The organism is Massilia sp. MS-15 (assembly GCF_020176695.1).
Lineage (GTDB): Bacteria > Pseudomonadota > Gammaproteobacteria > Burkholderiales > Burkholderiaceae_D > Telluria > Telluria hydrophila.
In genome coordinates this window covers 1-23,167 of sequence record NZ_JAIWIA010000019.1, presented here as the reverse complement: position 1 = coordinate 23,167, position 23,167 = coordinate 1, and the positions used below count along the sequence as shown (strand labels likewise).

Sequence of the window (23,167 nt, the reverse complement as noted above, 5' to 3'; positions counted from 1 at the left end):
TGCGGGTGGCCGTTTTTGTTGGGGGCGCCGCCGCCCAGCCTACCTCTGCACGACTACCAGCAAGGCCTTAGCCTCCGCCTTGCCCGCATTCCTGATCACGTGCGCATGGTCGGCCGGATAGCGCGCCGTGACGCCATGCCTGATCTTCTTCTTCTCCGCCCCCACTTCGAGCTCGATCGTGCCGCTGATGACGGTCAGGTGCTCCTTGGTGCCGGGGTCGTGCGCCTGCGAGGCCATTTCGCCGCCGGGCGCCAGGGTCAGCTCATACCATTCATACTTGCCTGCCAGGTCCATCGGGCCCAGGATGCGTAGCGTGTAGCCGGCATGGGCGCCGGGCAGGGTAGGGGTCTCGTGGGCGTCCACCACGCGTATCAGGTCCACGGTCCGCACCTCGGACGACAGCAGCTCGCCGATCTCCACCCCAAGCGCGTTGGCAAGGCGCCAGGTGATGGCGATGGTGGGATTGGCCTTCTCGCGTTCGATCTGGGACAGCATCGACTTCGACACCCCCGCGATGCGCGACAGGTCTTCGAGGGTCAGGCCGCGCGCCAGGCGCAGGCGCTGTAGCGTGGCGCCAACTTCGGGCGGGGCATTATTTGTTAAAGTCTTCGTCATTGCCTGATCGTGTGCTTTCAGCTCGGCTTGCCAAGTTCATTAGCTGGGGGTAAGATTCAATATATTGAATTTTTGTTCGACATACAGAACTCGGTTCCATGAACCGAACAGGTCCAACGATACGACATTCGCCAAGCACCGGTCAAGCCGGGGCTGGCCAACCGACTACCAGGAGTGGGAACAATGAGCGACGGAGCATTTTATAGCGGCCTGCAGGCGAAACTCGAGACGCTGCGCAACGATGGCCTGTTCAAGCCGGAGCGCGTGATCGCTTCGCGCCAGGGCGCGGAAGTGGTATCCCAGGACGGCCGCACGCTCATCAATATGTGCGCCAACAACTACCTGGGCCTGTCCGGCGACGAGCAGACCTCCCGGGCCGCCAGCGCGGCGCTGGAAAAGTACGGCTACGGCCTGTCCTCGGTGCGCTTCATCTGCGGCACCCAGACCGTGCACAAGGAGCTGGAACGCAAGCTCTCGGAATTCCTCGGCACCGAAGACACCATCCTGTACGCGGCGGCTTTCGACGCCAACGGCGGCGTGTTCGAGCCGCTGTTCGACGAAAACGACGCGATCATCTCCGACGCCCTGAACCACGCGTCGATCATCGACGGCGTGCGCCTGTGCAAGGCGGCGCGCTACCGCTACGCCAACAACGACATGGCCGACCTGGAACAGCAGCTGATCGCCGCCACCGAAGCGGGCAAGCGCCACAAGATCATCGTCACCGACGGCGTGTTCTCGATGGACGGCACCATCGCCCAGCTGGACAAGATCGTCGCGCTGGCCGAGAAATACGGCGCCCTGACCATGATCGACGAATCGCACGCCTCCGGCTTCATGGGTAGAACCGGGCGCGGCACCCACGAGCACTGCGGCGTCATCGGCAAGATCGACATCATCACCGGCACCCTGGGCAAGGCCCTGGGCGGCGCGATGGGCGGCTTCACCTCGGGCCGCAAGGAGGTCATCGAGACCTTGCGCCAGAAGTCGCGTCCCTACCTGTTCTCGAACACCCTGGCGCCGATGATCGCCGGCGCTAGTCTAGCGGTGCTGGACCGGATCTCGAAGTCGACCGAGCTGCGCGACCGCCTGATGGCGAACGCCGCCTACTTCCGCCAGGAGATCGAGCGCATCGGCTTCACCATCAAGCCGGGCACGCACCCGGTGGTGCCGGTGATGCTGTTCGACGCGCCGGTCGCCCAGAGATTCGCGGCCCGCATGTTCGAACTGGGCGTGCTGCTGTCGGGCTTCTTCTATCCGGTGGTGCCGATGGGCCAGGCGCGGGTGCGCGTGCAGCTCTCGGCCGCCCATACCCGCGAGCAGCTCGACACCGTGCTGGCCGCCTTCGAGCAGGCCGGCCGCGAACTGGGCATCCTCAAGAACGCACAATAAGAACAACACAAAGAACAACAAGAGAACACGATCGGAATACATATGGAACGCATCCTCATCATCGGCGCCAACGGCCAGATCGGCAGCGAACTCGTCACCGCCCTGGCCGGGCAGCACGGCGCGGACAATGTCATCGCCTCTGACATCGGCAGCAAGAACCTCTACGGCGCGGCGCGCTACACCCAGCTCGACGTGCTGGACCGCGAACGCCTGGCTTCCCTGATCGACAGCGAAGGCATCACCCAGGTCTACCAGCTGGCGGCGCTGCTGTCGGCCACCGGCGAAAAGGCGCCGCTGAAGGCCTGGACCCTGAACATGGACGGCCTGCTCAACATCCTGGAAGTGGCGCGCGAGCGTGGCGAGGCTGGCAAGCCCTTGAAGGTCTTCTGGCCCTCGTCGATCGCGGCCTTCGGCCCGAACACCCCGGCCGAGAACACGGCGCAGTACACGGTCATGGACCCGACCACGATCTACGGCATCAGCAAGCTGGCCGGCGAGCGCCTGTGCGAGTACTATCACGGCAAGTATGGCGTGGACGTGCGCTCGATCCGCTATCCGGGTATCATCAGCTACAAGTCGCCGCCGGGCGGCGGCACCACCGACTACGCGATCGCGATCTTCCACAGCGCCCTGAAGGGCGAGACCTATGAATGCTTCCTGGGTCCGGAGACGACGCTGCCGATGATCTACATGCCGGACGCGATCCGGGCCACCATCGAACTGATGGACGCCCCGGCCGAGAAAGTGCTGATCCGTTCCTCGTACAACGTGGCCGGCGTGTCCTTCAACCCGCGCGAACTGGCGGCCGCCATCAAGTCAGCCCTGCCGGCCTTCGAGATCGCCTACAAGCCGGACAGCCGCCAGCAGATCGCCGACACCTGGCCGAAGAGCCTGGACGACAGCCGCGCCGCGGCCGACTGGGGCTGGAAGGCGCGCATCGGTGTCGAGGAGATGGTCGAAAGCATGCTGAAGAACATCGACGTCGGCGTGGCCGCCTAGCGCTGCGCCTGTTGCACCCATGCCGCGGCCCCTGGTCGCGGCCCCGGCAATTACCATAACGATAAAAAACTGAAGAGTCGAGACAACGATGGACATGAGTGTGTTTGATCTGTTCAAGATCGGAATCGGGCCGTCGAGCTCCCACACGGTGGGCCCGATGGTGGCGGCGCGCCGCTTCCTCCTGGAGTGCGGTTCGCTCGAGCAGGCGGTGGGCGTCGAAGCCCACCTGTACGGTTCGCTGGCCCTGACCGGGGTCGGCCACGCCACCGACAAGGCCGTGATCCTGGGCCTGATGGGCGAGACCCCGCAGGGCATCGACCCCGACACCGTCGAGGACCGCCTGGCCGAAGCCGAGATGGACGGCGTCCTGAAGCTGCTGGGCGAAAAGGAGGTACCGTTCCGCTACGCCAGCGGCCTGGTATGGCACAAGCAGTCGACCCTGCCGGAGCACCCGAACGGCATGAAGTTCGTGCTCCAGCTGAAGGACGGCAGCATCATCGAGCGCATCTATTATTCGGTTGGCGGCGGCTTCATCACCGCGGCCGGCGAGAGCCAGCGCAGCGCCGACGGCTGCGGCGCGCAGGTGCCGTTCCCGTTTTGCACCATGAACGAGCTGCTGGCGCTGGGACGCGAACACGGACTGTCGATTCCGCACATGCTGCGCGCGAACGAGCTGGCGCGCATGAGCGAGGCGGAGCTGGACGCGGGCCTGGACCGCATCTGGGAAACCATGCGCGACTGTATCGCGCATGGCCTGGTGACCGAGGGCCAGCTGCCGGGGGGACTGAACGTCAAGCGCCGCGCGGCCCGGCTGTGGAAGGCGGCGCACTGCGACGCCGGCAACCGCCGCAACGAACTGCCGCATGACGCGACCCACCACGTGACCCTGTACGCGATGGCCGTGAACGAGGAAAACGCGGCCGGCGGCCGGGTCGTGACGGCGCCGACCAATGGCGCGGCCGGCATCATCCCGGCGGTGCTGCGCTATTACGCCGAAGACTGCCGCCCCAGCGATCCGGTACGCGGCATCCGCGATTTCCTCTTGAGCTCCGCCGCGATCGGCATGCTGTGCAAGATGAACGCCTCGATCTCGGGCGCCGAAGTCGGCTGCCAGGGCGAAGTCGGGGTGGCCTGCGCGATGGCGGCCGCCGGCCTGGTGGCGGCGCTGGGCGGCTCCAACGAACGCATCGAAAACGCCGCCGAGATCGGCATCGAGCATCACCTGGGCATGACCTGCGACCCGATCGGCGGCCTGGTGCAGATTCCCTGTATCGAGCGCAACGGCATGGGCGCGATCAAGGCCATCACCGCGGCCTCGCTGGCCCTGAAGGGCGACGGGACCCACTTCGTCAGCCTGGACAACGTGATCGAGACCATGCGCCAGACCGGGGCCGACATGCAGGTGAAGTACAAGGAAACCTCGCTGGGCGGCCTGGCCGTGCACGTCGTCACGGTGAACCACGCGGCCTGCTGAACCAGACAAGCTTGCGCCATCGGCGGGGCGGCGGGCCGGGCGCAGTGCGCACCGGCCCGTTTTTTTGCAGCACAGCATAGGATTCCATTCGGACGCTATAATAAAAGTTCAACCTTGGCCCGAACCGGATCTCCTACCGTATGCATTACGTCTCCACCCGCGCGACCAGCGCGTCCGCAGCACGCAATCCCCAGCGCTTTTCCGACATCCTGCTCGCGGGCCTCGCCCCGGACGGCGGCCTGTACCTCCCCGAGACCTATCCGCAAGTCTCGGGCGCGGAGCTGGACGCGTGGCGCCAGCTGTCCTATGCCGACCTGGCCTACGAAATCCTGCGCAAGTTTGCCACCGACATTCCCGACGCGGACCTGCGCGCCCTGACCGCGAAGACCTACACCCCCGAGGTCTACCGCAACGCGCGCGCCGACGAATCGGCGCAGGACATCACGCCGCTGCGCGTGCTGGAGGACGGAGCAGGGGGCAAGCTGGTCCTGCAGGCGCTGTCGAACGGCCCGACCCTGGCCTTCAAGGACATGGCCATGCAATTGCTGGGCAACCTGTTCGAGTACACGCTGGCGAAGAACGACGAGGAGCTGAACATCTTTGGCGCCACCTCCGGCGACACCGGGAGCGCGGCCGAGTACGCGATGCGCGGCAAGCGCGGCGTGCGCGTGTTCATGCTGTCGCCGCACGCCAAGATGAGCGCCTTCCAGACCGCCCAGATGTTCAGCCTGCAGGATCCGAACATCTTCAACATCGCGATCGAAGGTGTGTTCGACGACTGCCAGGACCTGGTCAAGGCCGTGTCGAACGACCTGGCGTTCAAGGCGCGCCACAAGATCGGTACCGTCAACTCGATCAACTGGGCGCGCGTGGTGGCCCAGGTGGTCTACTACTTCCGCGGCTATCTTGCCGCCACTAGTGACAACGCGCAGAAGGTGTCGTTCACCGTTCCGTCCGGGAATTTCGGCAACATCTGCGCCGGCCACATCGCGCGCATGATGGGCCTGCCGATCGACCGGCTGGTCGCCGCCACCAACGAGAACGACGTGCTCGACGAATTCTTCCGCACCGGTGTCTACCGCGTGCGCAAGCCGGCCGAAACCTACCATACCAGCAGCCCGTCGATGGACATCTCGAAGGCGTCCAACTTCGAACGCTTCGTCTACGAACTGGTGGGGCGCGATGCCGCGCGCACCCATGCGCTGTTCCGCAAGGTCGAGACCGACGGCGGCTTCGACCTGTCGGGCGCGCCGGGCAGCGACGGCGACGAGTGGAAGCTGGTGGAGCGCTACGGCTTCGCCTCCGGCCGCTCGACCCATGCCGACCGCCTCGCCACCATTCGCGACGTGGCGGACGACGTCGGCATCACGATCGACACCCATACCGCCGACGGCGTGAAGGTCGCGCGCGAGCACATGCGCCCGGGCGTGACCATGATCGTGCTGGAGACGGCGCTGGCGGCCAAGTTCAACAAGACCATACTGGAAGCGCTGGGCAGCGACGCGGCGCGTCCGCCCGGTTTCGAAGGCATCGAGGCGCTGCCGCAGCGCTTTACCGTCATGCGTCCCGAGGTCGAGGCCGTGAAGGCCTTCATCGCCGCGCATACGGGGCTGTGATGAAGACCCCAATGCTCTCCGTGCGCGAGGCCCTGGGCCGGCTGCTGGACGCCGCGCGTGCGGTCGAAGGCAGCGAAACCGTGCCGACCCTGGAGGCCAATGGCCGCGTGCTGGCCGAAGACCAGCACGCCATGATCGACGTGCCGTCGGCCGACAATACCCAGATGGACGGCTACGCGGTGCGCGCCAGCGACTGCGCGGGCGGCAGTGCGACCCTGCGCGTGGCCCAGCGCATCGCGGCCGGCAGCGTCGGCGTCCCGCTCGAAGCCGGGACCGCGGCGCGCATCTTCACCGGCGCGCTCATTCCGCCCGGGGCCGACGCGGTGGTGATGCAGGAACAGTGCGAAGCGGTGGGCGACAGCGTCACCGTGCGCCATGCGCCGCGGCCGGGCGAGTGGATCCGCCGCAGCGGCGAGGACGTGGCCGCCGGCGCCGTGATCCTGCCGGCCGGTACCCGGCTGCGCAGCCAGGAACTCGGTCTGGCCGCATCGACCGGGCTGGCGCGGCTGCCTGTGCGGCGCCGCGTGCGGGTCGCGGTGTTCTTCACCGGCGACGAACTGGCGATGCCGGGCGAGCCGCTGCGGCCTGGCGCGATCTACAATTCGAACCGCTTCACGCTGCGCGGGCTGCTGGAGAACTTCGGCTGCGAATTCACCGACTTCGGCATCGTGCCCGACTCGCTCGAGGCCACCCGCGCGACCTTGCGCCAGGCCGCCCTCGAGCACGACCTGATCATCACGTCGGGCGGCGTGTCGGTGGGGGAGGAAGACCACGTCAAGCCGGCGGTGGAGGCCGAAGGGCGCCTCGACCTGTGGCAGATCGCGGTCAAGCCGGGCAAGCCGCTGGCCTTTGGCGCGGTGGGGCGGGCCGATGGCGCCGCTTGCGCCCACTTCATCGGCCTGCCGGGCAATCCGGTGTCCAGCTTCATCACCTTCCTGCTGTTCGTGCGGCCTTTCCTGCTGCGCCTGCAGGGCGTGACCGGGCCGGTGGAGCCGGCCGGCTATCTGCTGCGCGCCGATTTCGCCTTGCCCAGGCCCGACCGCCGCAACGAATTCCTGCGCGTGCGCATGAACGCCGCCGGTGGCCTCGACCTGTTCCCGAACCAGGGTTCGGGCGTGCTCACCTCGACCGTGTGGGGCGACGGGCTGGTCGACAATCCGCCCGGCCAGGCGATCGCCGAGGGCGACCTGGTGCGCTTCATTCCCTTCGCCGAACTGCAGCACTAGGATGCCCATGAAAGTCAGCCTGCGATATTTCGCCTCGGTGCGCGAGCGTCTCGGCGCCAGCGAGGAAAGCCTGGAACTGCCGGAAGGCGTGACGACGGTGGGTGCGGTACGCGCGCTGCTGGTCGCGCGCGGCGGCGCCTGGGCCGACGCGCTTGGCCAGGAGCGTGCGCTGCGCATGGCCTGCAACCAGGTGATGTGCGGTCCCGAAGTGGTGCTCGGCGATGGATCCGAAGTGGCGTTCTTTCCGCCGGTGACGGGCGGGTAGGGTGGTCGGCAAGGCCGACTACCCTGGGGCATGCCCCGCTCAGATCATCGCGATCGACTGCTCCGCCAGCTCCAGCAGCTTCGCGCAGCCTGCACTGCGCTCGCCGAACTCGCGCCAGGCATTGGTGCGCGCCACCGCCTGCCACTTGCGCAAGGCCTCGGCGTTCATGTCCACGATCTGGGCGCCGCTCTTGGCGTAGACCGCGGCCACCGCCGCGTCGTCGGCGCGCGCCGCCTTGCGCGCGAAGCCTTCCAGCTCGGCGCCGACCGCCATCACGGCCGCCTGCTGCGGCTTGGACAAACGTTCGAACACGGTACGCGACATCATCAAGGGTTCGAACATGAACCAGTAGGCGCCGCCGCGCGCGGTGGTCAGGGCGCGGCTCGATTCGTGCAGGCGGAACGAGATCAGCGAGGTCGAGGAAGTCAGGGCCGCGTCCAGCGCGCCACTGCGCATCGCGGACTGGATCTCGTTGGACGGCATGTTGACCACCGTGGCGCCGGCGTCGAGCAGCAGGCGGTCCATCTCGCGCGAGCCGCCGCGCACCTTGAGGCCGGCCACGTCTTCCGGATGGAGGATCGGCTTGCCGCGCGAGGCCACTCCGCCTGCCTGCCAGATCCAGCTCACCACCACCAGGCCCTGCTCGTGCAGGATGCGGGTCAGTTCGCGGCCGACCGGCGCATCCTTCCACGCATGGCCCTGCTCATAGGAAGTGACCAGGCCGGGCATCAGGCCGATATTCGCTTCCGGCGCCTCGGCACCGGCATACGAGAGCGGGACCAGGGCCATGTCCAGGCCGCCATTGCGCAACGCGGCAAACTGGGCGTTTGGGGCCATCAGGCTGGCGCCGGGATAAATCGAGAATTTCAGTCCGCCGCGGGTGCGGCGCTCGACGTCGGCCGCGAACATGCGGCACAAACGGTCGCGGAAGTCGCCTTCGGCGATGCTGCCGCCGGGGAACTGGTGCGAGATCTTCAGGTTGGCTGGCTGCGCCCATGCGGACTGCATCCAGAGTGGCGTTGACGCGATTGCGCCGAGCACCGTTCTACGGGACATTGCTGCCCTTGTCATTACCGACATACACATCCTCCAAGATGTTGAAACGGACTGCCAGACGAGTCGTGGCGGCCTCGTCGAGCGGGCGCCATCGTTCGTTGTAGCGGATACAAGAATATTCTCGCCAGATCTATTGTCAAGAAGAATCTTATAGCTCTGGCAAATCCTTGCGCCTGCGCCGTGAGAACGCAGTGCAGCAATCCTGCCCCGCTCAAGGGGGCGCCGTCTTGATCCAGCCGGGAGGATGCGGGTTCAGGGTTTTCGGGCGCAGCCAGGGCCTTCGGCGGCGCGGTAATAGCGCGAGCCGATGAAGATGGCGGCGGCCAGCACCGCCCAGGCCAGCGATTCGCGCCACACCGTCTCGAGGGCGGCGCCGCGCAGGAACACGTCGATCACCAGCAGCAGGGCGAACATCGAGCCGGCGGCCAGCAGGTATTGGCCGCTCCAGTAGATCAGTCTTTGCATGGCGCTTTCCCTTCAAAGGCGTGCGAGGAAGCGGCGAATGGCGGCTGCCACCGCTTCGGGCTGGTCGATCATGGCGAAATGGCGCGCCTTGTCGATGATCTCGACGTCCAGGCGCGGGGTGCCGTCCATCAGGTCCCGATAATACGCCTGTTTCTCGGCCGCGCTGATGTTGTTCATGAGCGGCGCGTCGGGCGCGTAATAGGGCACCAGGAGCAGCATGGGCGCGCTGATGCGGCCCAGGCCCGGGCGCAGGTCGCGCGCCAGCAACGCACCCATGTAGTCCGCCACCGCCCGCGGGTCGCTGCGCGCGCTCAGCCTGGCGGCATCGTCGGCCTTGCCCATGTCGACCATGCCGATCGCGCGCATGTACTGCAGCTGCTGGGCCGCGAAGGCCGGCCCGGCCAGCGTCGCCATCCGCTGGCGCGTCTGCTGCGCGAGCTGGGCGCGCTGTTCGGGCGCCAACTGCTCGGTGCGCGGGAACACCGGCAGGCCGTCGATCGCGACCACGCCGCCGACCAGCTGCGGTGCTTCCTGGGCCAGGGCCAGGGCCAGCGTGGCGCCAAGGCTGTGGCCGACCACCACCGGTTTCGCCAGCTTGCGGCTGGCGATCAGCTCGGCCAGCGCGGCGCGGCTGGCGTCGAAGGGGTCGCCGTCCACCGCAGGGCGGCCGTCGAAGCCGGGCAGGGTGACCACATACACGGAATGGGTTGGCGCGAAATCGCGCACGGTCTGGCCCCAGGCCCAGCTGCCACTGGACAGGCCCGGCACCAGGACCAGGGCGCGTGGTCCGTTGCCGTGCTGCTCGACCAGCATGCCCTTGAGCTCGAAGCGTTCGACCGCCACCGGCTGTGAGGCAAGGAAGCGGTTGGGCTGTTCGGGCGCCGGCTGCGCGAGGGCAGGGCTGGCGGCAAAGCCAAGGGCGGCGAGGCTGGCGGCGCATATTGCCGCATACAGTGACTGGATACTCATGCTTGCTCCTGGTCCGGGTTGAAGATCGCTTCGATGGGCAATTTGAAGAGCCGGGAAATGGCGAAGGCGAGCGGCAGGCTGGGGTCGTAGCGCCCGGTCTCGATCGCGTTCACGCTCTGGCGCGAGACGTCGAGCATGTCGGCCAGCTCCGCCTGGCTCCAGCCGCGCTCCGCGCGCAGGGCTCGGAGGTGGTTGTTCATCGCTCCAGCCAGCGCCGCAAGACGCAGATGATGCCGGTCGAGCCGCACAGCACGCACCAGACTGTAAACATCGACAGGCGCGGGTAGCCTGCGGTTTCGAGGAAGCCGTAGGTGAAGCTCAGGCCGGCCGTGATGCCGGCGCCCAGTGCCAGCGACTCGAGCAGGAAGCGCCGGATATATTCGTCGACGCGGGCAAAGTGGCGGGCGATGGCCCACAGCGCCAGCGCGAAGCCGATCATCGGTGTCAGCAAGACCAGCGTACGCAGCAATCCGTCTTCCAGCGGCCGGCCCCAGCGGATCGCGGCCACCAGCAGCACCATGTACAGCAGCAGCGATCCCGTCATCTCGCGCAGGTAGGCTTTTCCAACCCGTTTCTCGTGCATGACATCCTCCGTTTAGTAAAGTATGCTTGACATCGTAGTCAAGGGAATCCGGAATGTCAAGCTTGCTTTACATCGTGGCGCTGCCTGCCGCCGTCCTTGTTATGCGCGCCGTAATCTCGACTACAATGCCGCTCCCATGCTTCGAATAGCGTCCCGATGAACCAGCATTCCAGCCATACCCAACGTGTCGCCGTGATCGGCGGCGGTCCCGCCGGCCTGATGGCGGCCGAAGTCCTGGCGGCCGGTGGTGCGCAGGTGGATGTCTACGACGCCATGGCATCGAGTGGGCGCAAGTTCCTGCTGGCCGGAAAGGGCGGCATGAACATCACCCATTCCGAAGACCTGTCCGCTTTCCGCAGCCGCTACCGGGAGCGCGAACCACAGGTGGCGCGCTGGCTGGCGGACTTCGACCCGCAGGCGGTGCGCGCCTGGATCCATGGCCTCGGCATCGCTACCTTCGTCGGCAGCTCCGGCCGCGTGTTCCCGACCGACATGAAGGCGGCGCCCCTGCTGCGCGCCTGGCTGCACCGGCTGCGCGAAGCGGGTGTGCGTTTCCACATGCGCCATCGCTGGCTCGGCTGGCAGGATGATTGCTTGCGTTTCGCCACCCCCGAGGGCGAGCTGCTGGTGGCGGCCGGCGCCACCGTGCTGGCCCTGGGCGGTGGCAGCTGGGCGCGGCTCGGCTCGGATGGCGCCTGGACCGGCATCCTGGCGGAGCGCGGGGTGCAGGTGGCGCCCTTGCGGCCCGCCAATTGCGGCTTCGAGCTGGACTGGAGCGCGCACTTCCGCGAACGCCATGCCGGCGCACCCTTGAGCACGGTGGCGATCGCCTGGCAGGATCCCGACGGCGCCCTGCAGCGCCGCCAGGGCCAGTTCGTGGTCACCGAAACCGGCATCGAAGGCAGCCTGGTGTACGCCCTGTCGGCGCCGCTGCGCGAGCAGATCGCGCGCACGGGCAGCGCCACCATCTGGCTCGACCTGCTGCCCGACCTCGATGCGGTGCGGGTGGCGACCGAGGTCGCGCGCCCGCGCGGCTCGCGCTCGCTGTCCAGCCACCTGGGGGGGCGGCTCGGTATCAAGGGTGTGAAGGCCGGCCTGCTGCACGAGTGCCTGTCGAAGGAAGACTATGCCGACCCGGCACGGCTGGCGGCGGCCCTGAAGGCCCTGCCCCTGGTCTTGCGCCGCACCCGGCCGCTGGACGAGGCGATCAGCAGCGCCGGCGGCGTGTGCTTCGAAGCGCTGGCGCAGGACGGCGCCATGCTGCGGGCGCTGCCCGGGGTGTTCGTGGCTGGGGAAATGCTGGACTGGGAAGCGCCGACCGGCGGCTACCTGCTGACCGCCTGCTTCGGCAGCGGGCGCGCCGCCGGGCGCGCCGCGCTGGACTGGCTCAGTCGGAGAAACTGACCGCGCCGCTGCCGGTGCGGCTCACGCTGCGCTCGGCCGGGTTGCCGGTGACGTCGATGTCGCCGCTGCCGGAAATCGAGGCGACCACGCTCTGGCGCGCATGCACCGTGCTGTGTCCCGAGCCGGTCTGGCTCACATGGACCTGTTCGGCGCGCAGGTGGCGCGCATCGAGCTCGCCGGAGCCGCTGGCGCTGGCATGCAGTTCGCGGGCGCTGCCGACCACGGTGAAATGGCCCGAACCGGTGAGGGCGGCGTCGAGGCGTTCGATACCGGCGCCCGCGTTCAGGTCGAGTTCACCGTTGCCGCTCAGGGCCGCATCGACTTCGCGGAAGCGCCCGTTGAAGCGCAGGCTGCCGCCGCCTTCCATGCGCACCTCGATCCGCTCGCCGGAGAAGCCGTTGACCGTGCTGTCGCCGCGCCCGTCCACGGTAATCGCCTCGAGGGCGGGCAGCACCAGTTCCACCTGCAGCGGGCGGCGGTGGCCCAGCACCATGCCGCGGATGCCGATGTGCAGCACTTCGCCCTCCTTGCTGACGTCGACGTTGTCGAGCAGGCGCGCTTCGCCGCGTACCTTCAGCGAAGGCGTGGCGCCGTAGCGCAGGGTGAGGTCGATCGGGCCATCCAGCTCGACCGCGTTCACGCCTTCCGGCACGGTGCGCATCTCGCTCTCGATCTGTCGTCCCTCGGCCGCGGAAGCCACCCCGTTGGTGCGCAGCATCGCGTAGCTCAGGCCGATGAGCACGAAGGCCAGCAGCAGCAGGCTGAACCCGACTTTCAGGAGTGCGCGCATGCTCATGCTCCCCTCAGCAGTGACAGGTTCATCTTCAGGTAGCGCTTCAGGCCGATGAAGGTATAGCGGGTGATCACGAGGGAGAGCAGGAACAGCAGGATCCCGCCGACCACCATCCCGAACCCGACGAAGGTCTGGGTGGCGCGTGATTCGCCGTCCATGTCGGTGCTGATCTGGATGCCGGCGTCGGCCACCTTCTCGGCGCGCCGGATCACGACGCTCGAGCCCGAGCCTGCGCGCGAGCCGGCCTCCGCCTCATCCTGGTCCGGGGCCGGGTCGGGATCCTCGTCGCCATCGATCTGGATGCCCTGCTGGCCGATCGAGACGCGGGTGCGCACGGTGCCGGTGGTTTCGCGCCGTTCGCCGTTTTCCAGGATTTCGATCCGGTGCAGCGGATTGTTCAGCACCAGCTCGCTGGCGCCGGCCAGGCCGCTGGCCGTGATCGCGATGCCTGAGACATAGAAGCCGAGGGCGCTGGCGTAGAGCGCGACCAGCAGCGCACCGAATACGGCGGCCGGAATCACCATGAACAGGTTGAACACCAGCAGGCCGGCGCCAGCCACGATCACGCGCAGCGCGTTGGCGGGCGACTTCTTCGCGGCGAAGGCCTCCATGTGGGTATTGGCGCGCAAGGTCACCGCGACCTTGCGCGGATCGCCCAGCTCCTCGGCGATGCTGTCTTCGCTGCGCCCAAGCGCGGCGCCGTCGACGAAACGCTGCTCGTACCAGGCCAGGGTCTTGGCCTGTGTTTCCGGCGGCAGGCCCGCCATGGCCCGCTTGAGCGCGTCGAGATATTCCAGTTTGCCCATGTGCTGAAGTTTCCCAGTCAGTGATGTGCCAGGACCGGGATGGTGCCGATCGCCTGCGCGGTTTGCGGCCCCGAGCCGCCGATGAGTTCCGGATGCACCAGGATGGCGGTGCTGATGGCCACCAGGAGCACCAGGGCCAGGGTGCGCAAACCGAGCTGGATGTTGTTCATGATGTTCGATCCGTAAGGGTTGGGCCCCGGTTCACGGGGCGTGCTTCGATGCTGTCACCTTACGGATCCCGGCGCGGCCGCGCCATCGGTGTGCGACAAACTGCGCTTTTCCAGGGCCAGGGTGCGGTAGGCGCCGATGACTGTCGCCGCCGCGGCGCCGCTGCGCACGGCCGTCTCCAGCGTGGCGGGATAGTCGCTGGCGGTATAGTCACCGGCCAGCGCCAGGCCAGGCAGCGCCGTCTCGACGCCCGGCCGGTCCAGGCCCGGGGTGCAGGCAAAGGTGGCGCGCTTCTCGGTAATCACGCGGCTCCAGCGCGGCGCGGCGAGCGCCGGGCGTGCCAGATCCTGCGCCAGCTGTGCGGCGATGGCCGCGGCCAGCGCGTCCTGGTCGAGCCGGGCGGCCTCGCCCGCGGCACTGACCACCACCGCCAGCAACCCGGGCTGGGCGGCGTCGAGCTGGCCGCGGTCGAACACGAACTGGCCCCAGCGGCCGGCTGGCGCATCGTCCAGTAGCGCGTAGAAGGGCAGGTCGAGGCGCAGCGTGGTGTCGTACTGCAGGTAGCAGGTGGCGATCGGCTCGTAGTCCAGGGCCCCGAGCCGCGCCGCCAGCGCCGGTTCGACGGGGGCCAGCAGGGTTGCCGACACACTGGCCGGTGTCGCCAGCACCACGGCGTCGAAGCCGGCTTCCTGTCCGCCCAGCAGGGCGCGCCAGCTGCCGCCGGGCTGCGCCGGTGGCGTCAGCGCACCGACCCGGCAGCCGGTCAGGACCGTGGCGCCGCGCCCTTCGAGATAGCGCGCCGCCGCCTGCGGGAACAGGGCGCCCATGTCCAGGCGCGGCAGCAGCATGTCGGAGGCCGCGCGGCGCCATGCGCCCAGGCTGTCGCGCAGCACGGCCAGGAACACCTGGCTCGATGCGCGCTCGGGCGGCGTGTTCAGGGCCGCGATGCACAGCGGGTGCCACAGCAGGCGTTTCACACGCGGGGTCTGGTCGAAACGGTCGAGCAGTTCCTCGACCGGGCAATCGTGGTACAGCACCCAGCCCATGCGGCGCGCGGTGCTGGCGAAGCGCGCCAGCGCCAGCTTGTCGGCGCGCGCCAGGCCGCGGGCGCGCAGCAGGGCGCCCGCCAGGTGCCAGGGCGCGGGCCAGCGTGGCGCCACGAAATCCATGCCGCCGCTGCCGTCCGGCGGCGCGTCCGGATAACGCATCTGCAGCGGCAGGCGCAGCAGGGCCTGGGCCGGGTCGACGCCGACCTGGCGTAGCATGCGCAGGGTTTCGCCATAGGCGCCCAGCAGGATGTGCTGGCCGTTGTCGAGGAGCGTGTCTCCCGCCACGCCGCCGGCCTGCAGCGCGCGCGCGCGTCCGCCCAGGCTGCGCGCGCTTTCGGCCAGCGTGACGCTGGCGCCGCCATGCCGGGCGGCCAGTTCGACGGCGGCGGCACAGCCGGCCCAGCCGCCGCCCGCCACCAGCACCCGCCAGCCGCCCTCAGGTGCGGACATAGGTCTTCCACGCCAGCCACAGCTTGCGCAGGGGCGTGAGCGAGATGCGCTGGTTCAGCACATGGAAGCCGTCGCGTGCGATCTCGTCCAGCAGGGTGCGATAGATCGCGGCCATCATCAGGCCCGGGCGCTGGGCGCGCCGGTCTTCCTTCGGCAGCAGCGCCAGCGCCTCGTCGTAGATGCGCTGGGCGCGCTCGTTCTGGAAGCGCATCAGGGCCTCGAACTTTTCGCTGTGGCGGAAGTTGAGGATGTCGGCGGCGGTCACGTTGAAGCGCTGCAGTTCGTTCACCGGCAGGTAGATGCGGCCCTTGCGCGCGTCGTCGCCGACGTCGCGGATGATGTTGGTCAGCTGGAAGGCCAGGCCGAGCTTCTCGGCATAGGCCAGTGTCTGCGGGTTGGTATGGCCGAAGATGCTGGCCGACAGGATGCCGACCACGCCGGCCACACGCCAGCAGTAGCGCTCCAGGTTCGGGAAGTCGAGATAGCGGCTCTGGTCGAGGTCCATCTCCATGCCGTCGATGATGGCCTGCAGGTGCTGCTGTTCCAGCCCGTAGGGAGCGATGTGCGGCTGCAGGGCCTGGGTCACCGGATGGGTGGGCGTGCCGGTGTACATGGTCGAGACTTCGGTGCGCCACCAGGCCAGCTTGATGCGCGCCACCGAGGCGTCCGAGGTCTCGTCGACCGTGTCGTCCACCTCGCGGCAGAAGGCATACAGGGCCGTGATCGCGCGCCGGCGCTCGGGCGGCAGGAACAGGAAGCTGTAATAGAAGCTGGAGCCGCTCTGGACCGTCTTTTGCTGGCAGTATTCGTCGGGAGACATGTAATCTTTATTATTGCTGAGGCGAATCCGCTATCTTAGCCGATACGGGTGGCGCCAGGTAGAGACGAAGCCTGGATGAGAGCGCCTACATGCGCAGCGCGCGCCAGCCCACCACGAGCCAGTCGGCGGCGGCCAGGGTGGGGCGGCGCCGGAACACGTCGTACTCGGCGCGTTCGATGGCTTCCAGGATGCGCAGCCCTCCCTGCACCATCAGCCGCAGTTCCCAGCCAATGCGGCCCGGCAGGCGCAGCGCCAGCGGCGTACCGCTGAGCATCAGGGCGCGCGCGCGCTCGACCTCGAAGCGCATCAGCGCGCGCCAGGCCGGCGTGGCCGGTCCGGCCGCCAGTTCGTCCTCGCCGATGCCATGGCGCGCCAGGTCTTCCAGCGGCAGGTAGATGCGCCCCTTGGCCAGGTCGATCGCCACGTCCTGCCAGAAGTTGATGAGCTGCAGGGCGGTGCAGATCGCATCCGCATCGCGCAGGTTGCGCTCCTCGGTGGCGCCGTACAGGGCCAGCATCAGGCGCCCGACCGGATTGGCGGAGCGCCGGCAGTAGTCGAGCAGGGTGGCATAGTCGGGATAGCGGCTGGTGGCGACGTCCTGGCGAAAGGCCGACAGCAGGTCGTGCATGGGTCCCAGCGGCAGCCGGTAGGCCCGCACCACGCCGGCCAGGCGCGCGAACAGCGGGTCGCCCGGCGTGGCGCCGGCCGCGATGGCGTCCAGTTCGCGTCCGTAGCGGTCCAGTTCGGCCAGGCGTTCCGGTGCGCTGGCATCGCCCTCGTCGGCGATGTCGTCGGCGCTGCGCGCGAACGCATAGATGGCCTCGACCGCCGGCACCAGGCGCCGCGGCAGCAGGAAGGAGGCGACCGGGAAGTTCTCGTAATGCTCGACGGGCATATTTGACTGTTGACTCTAATCTCGGATTGCTGACGATTTCGCTGATTATAATTGCTCAACTACATATGCCAAGTTTCTGATTGGCAAAATCTATGACAGAGGAAGCCATGTCCGCTCGACCCTTCTCGTTCTCTTCCCGCCGCCCCGGGGTTCATTCGCTGACCCTGCTGCCCCTGCTGCCAATGGTGCTGGCCCTGCTGTCCGGCTGCGGCGAACGCGCGCCCCAGCCGCAGGAGGTGCGCCCGGTGCGCGCGATCAAGCTGGCCGCGGGCGGCGCCGCGGAGCGCGTCGAGTTCTCGGGCGACGTGCGGCCGCGCTACGAGTCGCGCCTGGGCTTCCGGGTCGGCGGCAAGATCATCGAGCGCAAGGTGGAGGTGGGCAGCGTGGTGCGCATGGGCCAGGTGCTGGTGCGGCTCGACCCGCAGGACCTGCGCCTGGCCGAAACCGAGGCGCGCGCCAGCCTGCGCGCCGCCGAGACGGAGCGCGACCTGGCGCGCGCCGACTACCAGCGCCACCAGCAGCTGCGCGCCCAGAATTTCGTCAGCCAGGCCGTGCTCGACGCCAAACGGGCGGCCCTGGGTGCGGCCCAGGCCCGGGTCGAGGCGGCGCGCGCCGGCCTGCGCGGCCAGTCGAACCAGGCCGGCTACGCCAGCCTGGCCTCGGACACCGACGGCGTGGTGACCGCGGTCGACGCCGAAGTTGGCCAGGTGGTCGCGGCCGGGACGCCGGTGGTGCGGGTGGCCCGCACCGATGAAAAGGAGGTCGTGATCGGCATTCCGGAAGACCGGGTCGATGCGCTGCGCCAGGCCGGCGCGGTGGAGGTGCGCCTGTGGGCCCGTCCCGGGGCGGCCCTGGCCGGCACGATCCGCGAAGTGGCGCCGGTGGCCGATCCGGCCACCCGTACCTATGCCGTCAAGGTGGCGCTGCCCCCCGGCGCCGACGTGCGCCTGGGGATGAGCGCGACCGTGGCGATCGCGGCGCCGGCCGCGCGGCCCGACGCGCTGCGGGTGCCGCTCAGCGCCCTGGTGCAGGACAAGGGCGCCACCAGCGTCTGGGTGGTGGAAGGCAAGGACGGCGGCGTGCGCACGGTGCAGCTGCGCCCGGTGCAGGTGGCGGGCCAGGCCGGCAACGACATCCTGCTGCAGGGTGGCGTGCAGGCCGGGCAGACCGTGGTGACGGCCGGCGTGCACCTGCTCCAGCCGGGCCAGAAGGTGCGCATCCTGAGCGCCGACGTGGCGCGCCGCGCCGATACCGAGGCCGAAGCCGCCGGAGTTGGCCAATGAGGGGCTTCAACCTGTCGCGCTGGGCGCTGGAACACATTCCGCTGACCCGCTACCTGATCGCCGCCCTGCTGATCGGCGGCATCCTGAGCTACCAGCAGCTGGGCCAGGACGAAGACCCGCCCTTCACCTTCCGCGCGATGGTGGTGAGCGCCGCCTGGCCAGGCGCGACCGCGATCCAGATGGCCGAACAGGTGGCCGACCCGCTCGAGCGCAAGCTGCAGGAAACGCCCTACATCGACCGCATCCGCAGCTTTTCCAAGCCGGGCGAGACCACCATCGTCATCGAGCTGCGCGAATCGACGCCCCCGGGCGAGACGGCGCCGGCCTGGTACCAGGTTCGCAAGAAGATCGGCGACATGGCCGGCACCCTGCCGCAGGGCGTGCGCGGCCCCTTCTTCAACGACGAATTCGGCGATACCTACGGCTCGATCTTCGCCCTGTCCGGCGATGGCTTCACGCCGGCCGAAATGCGCGACTACGCCGATTTCGTGCGCCAGCAGCTGCTGGCGGTGCCGCTCGTGTCCAAGGTCGAACAGTTCGGGGTACAGGAAGAAAAGCTCTACATCGAGTTCTCCAGCAAGCAGTTCGCCCAGCTCGGGATTCCCTTCGAACAGATCGTCAACCAGATCGCGACCCAGAACGAGGTCGAGTCCAGCGGCCTGCTGGTGACGCCGCTGGAATACCTGCGGGTGCGGGTCAGCGGCGCGCTGAAATCGGCCGGGCAGCTCGAAAACCTGCAGCTGCGCGCCGGCTCGACCACCTTCCGCCTGGGCGACTTCGCGACGGTTACGCGCGGCTACCAGGACCCGCCGCGCGACAAGATGCGCTTCAACGGCAAGGAAGTGATCGGCCTGGGCGTGTCGATGGAGAAGGGCGGCAACATCATCAAGCTGGGCAAGGGCCTGGACAAGACGGTGGCGCGCATCCGCGCCCAGCTCCCGGTCGGCATCGAGCTGGAACGCGTGGCCGACCAGCCGCGCGCGGTCACCGCCTCGGTCGACGAATTCATCAAGGTGCTGATCGAAGCGGTGGTGATCGTGCTGGCCGTGTCCTTCGTCGCGCTTGGGCTGCACACCAAGCCCAGGCTGCGCATCGACGTCCGCCCCGGCCTGGTGGTGGCCCTGACCATCCCGCTGGTGCTGGCGATCACCTTCCTGTGCATGCGCCTGCTCGATATTTCGCTGCACAAGATCTCGCTGGGCGCCCTGATCATTGCGCTCGGCCTGCTGGTGGACGACGCCATCATCGCGGTCGAGATGATGGTGCGCAAGATGGAGGAGGGCCTGTCGCGCTTCGAGGCGGCCACCTTCGCCTACACCTCGACCGCGATGCCGATGCTGACCGGGACCCTGATCACGGCTGCCGGCTTCCTGCCGATTGGCCTGGCCAAGTCGGCGGCCGGCGAATACACCTTCACCATGTTCTCGGTGAACGCGCTGGCGCTCCTGATCTCCTGGGTGGCGGCGGTGGTGTTCACCCCCTACATCGGCTACGTGCTGCTGCGGGTCAAGCCGCACGGGCAGGGCGAATCCTCGCACGACGTGTTCGACTCTCCGGGCTACGAGCGCTTCCGGCGCGTGGTGCGCTGGTGCGTCGAGTGGCGCAAGACCACCATCGCGCTCAGCCTGGCCGTGTTCGGGCTGGGCGTATTCGGCTTCAACTTCATCGAAAAACAGTTCTTCCCGGATTCCAGCCGCCCCGAGCTGATGGTGGAGCTGTGGTCGCCCGAGGGCACCAGCTTCGCGGCCAACGAAGCGGTCGTGAAGCGCTTCGAAGGCTTCCTGCAGCGCCAGCCAGGCGTGCAGAGCGTGACCAGCTATGTGGGCACCGGCAGTCCACGCTTCTACCTTCCGCTGGAGCAGATCTTCCCCCAGTCGAACGTGTCGCAGCTGGTGGTACTCCCGCGCGATGCCGAGGCGCGCGACGCCCTGCGCGACAGGATCGAGGAAGTGTTCCGCAACGACTTCCCGGAAGTGCGCGGGCGCGTGAAGCTGCTGCCGAACGGCCCGCCGGTGGCCTATCCGGTGCAGTTCCAGGTGCTCGGGCCCGACATCGGCGTGGTGCGCCGGGTGGCGGACGAGGTCAAGGGCATCATGCGCGCCAACCCGAACACGGTGGGCGTGAACGACAACTGGAACGAATCGGTGAAGGTGTTGCGCCTCGACCTCGACCAGGACAAGCTGCGCGCGCTGGGCGTGACCTCGCAGGCGGCGCGGCGCGTGATCCACACGACGCTGAGCGGAACGCCGGTTGGCCAGTTCCGCGAGACCAACCGCCTGATCGACATCGTGGTGCGCCAGCCGCTGGCCGAGCGCGACACCATCTCGCGCCTGTCGGAAGCGCTGGTGCCGACCGCTTCCGGCGCCGCGGTGCCGGTCGGGCAGGTGGCGCGCATCGCCTTCGTGTGGGAGCCGGGCGTGGTCTGGCGCGAGGGCCGCGCCTGGGCGATCATGGTGCAGTCGGACGTGGTCGCCGGCATCCAGGGGCCGACCGTGACCGGCCAGGTGGATGCCCGGCTGGGCGCCCTGCGCGCGCGCCTGCCGGCCGGCTACGAAGTCACCGTGGAGGGCGCCGCGGCCGACAGCTCGGACGCCGAAGCCTCGATCATGGCCAACGTGCCGCTGGTGCTGTTCATCGTGTTCACGCTCCTGATGCTGCAGCTGCACAGCTTCTCGCGCTCGCTGCTGGTTTTCCTGACCGGCCCGCTCGGGATCGCCGGCGCGGCGATGGCCCTGCTGGTGTTCGGCCGTCCGTTCGGCTTCGTCGCCAACCTCGGCGTGATTGCCCTGTTCGGCATGATCATCCGCAACTCCGTGATCCTGGTCGACCAGATCGAGGGGGATATCGCGAACGGCGTCCCGGCCTGGGATGCGATCGTCGAGGCGGCCGTACGCCGCTGCCGGCCGATCCTCCTGACCGCCGCGGCCGCGGCCCTGGCCATGATTCCGCTATCGCGCTCCGTGTTCTGGGGTCCGATGGCCGTTGCCATCATGGGTGGCCTGCTGGTGGCGACCGCCTTGACGCTGCTGTTCCTGCCGGCGCTGTATGCCGCCTGGTTCCGCGTCAGAAAACCGTCGTCCTGAACCGCTGTCCGTCGCGTGGGCGGGTCTACCGCCCACGCGTTCAACCCGCGCATGCCCCATGGCTGAGCGATCGATCTGCCTTATATGGATGAGCAAGCCCCTCCGCACGGCAAGCAAAAAACCGCCCAATAGTGTCAGAAAATCCAGTAAAATAATCGTTTGAAGTTGTAGCCCCTAAACAGAGGAGTGCAGGGCGGCCGGTTTCACTGTCGGGCGCCCTTTGTTTTTGAGGCAAAAATGCAATTCTTCCGCGAGGATGGCGAAATTGGTAGACGCACCAGGTTTAGGTCCTGACGCCAGCAATGGTGTGGGGGTTCGAGTCCCCCTCCTCGCACCATGAATAATTATTTTTTTGGACGATTTTTATAATGGCAACTGCAGTCGAAACCCTGGGTAAACTCGAGCGTCGCTTGACGATCACTTTTCCGGTAGCTGACGTTCGTACGGAGGTCGAAAAGCGCCTCAAGAAGCAGGCCAAGACGGCAAAGGCCCCGGGCTTCCGTCCAGGCAAGGTGCCGATCAAGATGGTCGCTGCCCAATACGGCTACCAGATCGAATCCGACGTGCTGAACGACAAGGTCGGCCGCGCGTTCAACGACGCCGCCAACGAGAACCAGCTGCGCGTTGCCGGCTTCCCGAAAATCGAACCGAAAGAAGACGCCCCGGAAGGCATGCTGGCGTTCGACGCGACCTTCGAAGTCTACCCGGACGTCGTGGTCGGCGACCTGGCCGCGATGGAAGTCGAAACCGTGTCGGCCGACGTGACCGATGCCGAGATCGACAAGACCATCGACATCCTGCGCAAGCAGCGCGTGCACTACCACACCAAGGGTGAGGCAGGCGAGCACGGCGACGGCGGCGAGCCGGTCGCCGCCAACGGCGACCGCGTGACCGTCGACTTCGTCGGCAAGATCGACGGCGAGGAATTCGCTGGCGGCAAGGCCGAGAACTACGCCTTCGTGCTGGGCGAAGGCCGCATGCTGCCGGAATTCGAAGCCGCCACCATTGGCCTGAAAGTGGGCGAGAGCAAGACCTTCCCGCTGGCCTTCCCGGAGGATTACCACGGCAAGGACGTGGCCGGCAAGACCGCCGAATTCACCATCACCCTGAACAAGCTCGAGTGGGCCCACATGCCGGAAGTCGACGCCGAATTCGCGCGTTCGCTGGGCATCGAAGACGGCTCGGTCGAGAAGATGCGCGAAGACATCAAGACCAACCTGGAGCGTGAAGTCAACGCCCGCATCAAGGCCCGCAACAAGGAAGCCGTGATGGACGCCCTGGTCAAGGCCACCGACATGGACGTGCCGAAGGCCATGATCCAGCAGGATTCGGAGCGCCTGGCCGAGATGACCCGCCAGGACATGATGCAGCGTGGCATGGACGTGAAGGCGATGCCTTTCCCGGCCGAGATGTTCGCCGACAAGGCCGAGCGCCGCGTGCGCCTGGGCCTGATCCTGTCGCAGCTGGTCGCCGACAACAGCCTGAACGCCACCCAGGAACAGGTCAAGGCCCAGATCGAAGACTTCGCGCAGAGCTACGAAGATCCGAAGGAAGTCCTGAAGTACTACTACAGCGACCGCCGCCGCCTGGCCGAAGTCGAAGCCCTTGTATTGGAAGAAAACGTCGTCAACTATGTGCTCGGCAAGGCGAAGGTCAGCAGCAAGGCGATCGCTTTCGATGAACTGATGGGCGGCAATCCGCAGGGCTAAGATTTGCTGGTCTGCGAGGACAGCGGGCTTGTATCGTAGGGTGGGCG

At 67.7% G+C, this 23,167-nt stretch carries 22 protein-coding genes and 1 tRNA gene; 11 read left to right on the top strand and 12 right to left on the bottom strand.

Annotation, left to right across the window (positions count from 1 at the left end; all coding sequences use genetic code 11):
- Positions 1–39: 39 nt before the first annotated feature.
- Positions 40–615 carry a helix-turn-helix domain-containing protein gene (locus tag LCI23_RS08690; protein ID WP_224946065.1) on the bottom strand — a complete coding sequence of 192 codons (576 nt, stop codon included), beginning with the start codon at positions 613–615 and terminating at the stop codon, positions 40–42.
- A gap of 183 nt (positions 616–798) precedes the next feature.
- On the opposite strand from LCI23_RS08690, the gene kbl reads away from it, so the two are divergent.
- From kbl to moaD, 6 genes are all read left to right on the top strand, one after another.
- Positions 799–2,007: a glycine C-acetyltransferase gene (gene kbl / locus LCI23_RS08685; RefSeq protein ID WP_224946064.1), complete on the top strand. Its 1,209-nt coding sequence runs from the start codon at positions 799–801 to the stop codon at positions 2,005–2,007.
- A 42-nt stretch (positions 2,008–2,049) separates the two neighbouring features.
- On the top strand, positions 2,050–3,006 hold the full coding sequence (locus LCI23_RS08680; RefSeq protein WP_224946063.1) for an NAD-dependent epimerase/dehydratase family protein: 957 nt from the start codon (positions 2,050–2,052) through the stop codon (positions 3,004–3,006).
- An 88-nt stretch (positions 3,007–3,094) separates the two neighbouring features.
- Positions 3,095–4,480 (top strand): L-serine ammonia-lyase, encoded by a 1,386-nt coding sequence (locus LCI23_RS08675; RefSeq protein WP_224946062.1) that lies wholly within the window; start codon positions 3,095–3,097, stop codon positions 4,478–4,480.
- Between the two features lie 140 nt (positions 4,481–4,620).
- The gene (thrC, locus tag LCI23_RS08670) at positions 4,621–6,096 is read left to right on the top strand and encodes a threonine synthase (RefSeq protein ID WP_224946061.1); all 1,476 of its coding nucleotides are present in this window, start codon (positions 4,621–4,623) and stop codon (positions 6,094–6,096) included.
- 11 nt (positions 6,097–6,107) lie between these two features.
- On the top strand, positions 6,108–7,322 hold the full coding sequence (glp, locus tag LCI23_RS08665) for a gephyrin-like molybdotransferase Glp (RefSeq protein ID WP_374041161.1): 1,215 nt from the start codon (positions 6,108–6,110) through the stop codon (positions 7,320–7,322).
- A gap of 7 nt (positions 7,323–7,329) precedes the next feature.
- Positions 7,330–7,587 (top strand): molybdopterin converting factor subunit 1, encoded by a 258-nt coding sequence (gene moaD / locus LCI23_RS08660; protein ID WP_224946059.1) that lies wholly within the window; start codon positions 7,330–7,332, stop codon positions 7,585–7,587.
- Positions 7,588–7,626: 39 nt separating this feature from the next.
- Here moaD and dctP read toward each other — a convergent pair whose 3' ends face one another.
- The 5 genes from dctP to LCI23_RS08635 all read right to left on the bottom strand — a co-directional run bounded on the left by dctP (position 7,627) and on the right by LCI23_RS08635 (position 10,660).
- Positions 7,627–8,595: a TRAP transporter substrate-binding protein DctP gene (gene dctP / locus LCI23_RS08655; protein ID WP_224946058.1), complete on the bottom strand. Its 969-nt coding sequence runs from the start codon at positions 8,593–8,595 to the stop codon at positions 7,627–7,629.
- A 300-nt stretch (positions 8,596–8,895) separates the two neighbouring features.
- On the bottom strand, positions 8,896–9,108 hold the full coding sequence (locus LCI23_RS08650) for a hypothetical protein (RefSeq protein ID WP_224946057.1): 213 nt from the start codon (positions 9,106–9,108) through the stop codon (positions 8,896–8,898).
- A gap of 12 nt (positions 9,109–9,120) precedes the next feature.
- The gene (locus LCI23_RS08645) at positions 9,121–10,077 is read right to left on the bottom strand and encodes an alpha/beta fold hydrolase (RefSeq protein WP_224946056.1); all 957 of its coding nucleotides are present in this window, start codon (positions 10,075–10,077) and stop codon (positions 9,121–9,123) included.
- Complete coding sequence (locus LCI23_RS08640; RefSeq protein WP_224946055.1) at positions 10,074–10,277, bottom strand: helix-turn-helix transcriptional regulator; 204 nt, start codon at positions 10,275–10,277, stop codon at positions 10,074–10,076. The genes LCI23_RS08645 and LCI23_RS08640 overlap by 4 nt, the downstream gene beginning before the upstream one ends.
- A complete protein-coding gene (locus tag LCI23_RS08635) occupies positions 10,274–10,660 on the bottom strand; it encodes a hypothetical protein (RefSeq protein WP_224946054.1) in 387 nt (128 codons plus the stop codon). Before LCI23_RS08635 ends, LCI23_RS08640 begins: the two co-directional genes overlap by 4 nt.
- A gap of 156 nt (positions 10,661–10,816) precedes the next feature.
- Between LCI23_RS08635 and LCI23_RS08630 the strand changes: the two genes are divergently transcribed.
- Positions 10,817–12,064, top strand: a complete 1,248-nt coding sequence (locus LCI23_RS08630) for a TIGR03862 family flavoprotein (RefSeq protein WP_224946053.1) — start codon at positions 10,817–10,819, stop codon at positions 12,062–12,064.
- On the opposite strand, the gene LCI23_RS08625 is transcribed toward LCI23_RS08630, so the two are convergent.
- The 6 genes from LCI23_RS08625 to hpnC all read right to left on the bottom strand — a co-directional run bounded on the left by LCI23_RS08625 (position 12,048) and on the right by hpnC (position 17,045).
- Positions 12,048–12,854: a head GIN domain-containing protein gene (locus LCI23_RS08625; RefSeq protein WP_224946052.1), complete on the bottom strand. Its 807-nt coding sequence runs from the start codon at positions 12,852–12,854 to the stop codon at positions 12,048–12,050. The two genes, LCI23_RS08630 and LCI23_RS08625, sit on opposite strands and share 17 nt — an antisense overlap.
- A gap of 2 nt (positions 12,855–12,856) precedes the next feature.
- Positions 12,857–13,663 (bottom strand): DUF1700 domain-containing protein, encoded by an 807-nt coding sequence (locus LCI23_RS08620; RefSeq protein WP_224946051.1) that lies wholly within the window; start codon positions 13,661–13,663, stop codon positions 12,857–12,859.
- A gap of 17 nt (positions 13,664–13,680) precedes the next feature.
- Complete coding sequence (locus LCI23_RS08615) at positions 13,681–13,833, bottom strand: hypothetical protein (protein WP_224946050.1); 153 nt, start codon at positions 13,831–13,833, stop codon at positions 13,681–13,683.
- 54 nt (positions 13,834–13,887) lie between these two features.
- A complete protein-coding gene (gene hpnE, locus LCI23_RS08610; protein ID WP_224946049.1) occupies positions 13,888–15,330 on the bottom strand; it encodes a hydroxysqualene dehydroxylase HpnE in 1,443 nt (480 codons plus the stop codon).
- Complete coding sequence (hpnD, locus tag LCI23_RS08605; RefSeq protein WP_224946048.1) at positions 15,317–16,150, bottom strand: presqualene diphosphate synthase HpnD; 834 nt, start codon at positions 16,148–16,150, stop codon at positions 15,317–15,319. Before hpnD ends, hpnE begins: the two co-directional genes overlap by 14 nt.
- Positions 16,151–16,235: 85 nt before the next feature.
- A complete protein-coding gene (gene hpnC, locus LCI23_RS08600; protein ID WP_224946047.1) occupies positions 16,236–17,045 on the bottom strand; it encodes a squalene synthase HpnC in 810 nt (269 codons plus the stop codon).
- Between the two features lie 107 nt (positions 17,046–17,152).
- On the opposite strand from hpnC, the gene LCI23_RS08595 reads away from it, so the two are divergent.
- From LCI23_RS08595 to tig, 4 genes are all read left to right on the top strand, one after another.
- Positions 17,153–18,328, top strand: a complete 1,176-nt coding sequence (locus LCI23_RS08595) for an efflux RND transporter periplasmic adaptor subunit (RefSeq protein ID WP_224946046.1) — start codon at positions 17,153–17,155, stop codon at positions 18,326–18,328.
- Positions 18,325–21,411 carry an efflux RND transporter permease subunit gene (locus tag LCI23_RS08590; protein ID WP_224946045.1) on the top strand — a complete coding sequence of 1,029 codons (3,087 nt, stop codon included), beginning with the start codon at positions 18,325–18,327 and terminating at the stop codon, positions 21,409–21,411. Before LCI23_RS08595 ends, LCI23_RS08590 begins: the two co-directional genes overlap by 4 nt.
- A gap of 250 nt (positions 21,412–21,661) precedes the next feature.
- Positions 21,662–21,748 (top strand) — tRNA-Leu (locus LCI23_RS08585).
- 31 nt (positions 21,749–21,779) lie between these two features.
- Positions 21,780–23,120 (top strand): trigger factor, encoded by a 1,341-nt coding sequence (gene tig / locus LCI23_RS08580; protein WP_224946044.1) that lies wholly within the window; start codon positions 21,780–21,782, stop codon positions 23,118–23,120.
- Positions 23,121–23,167 lie beyond the last annotated feature (47 nt).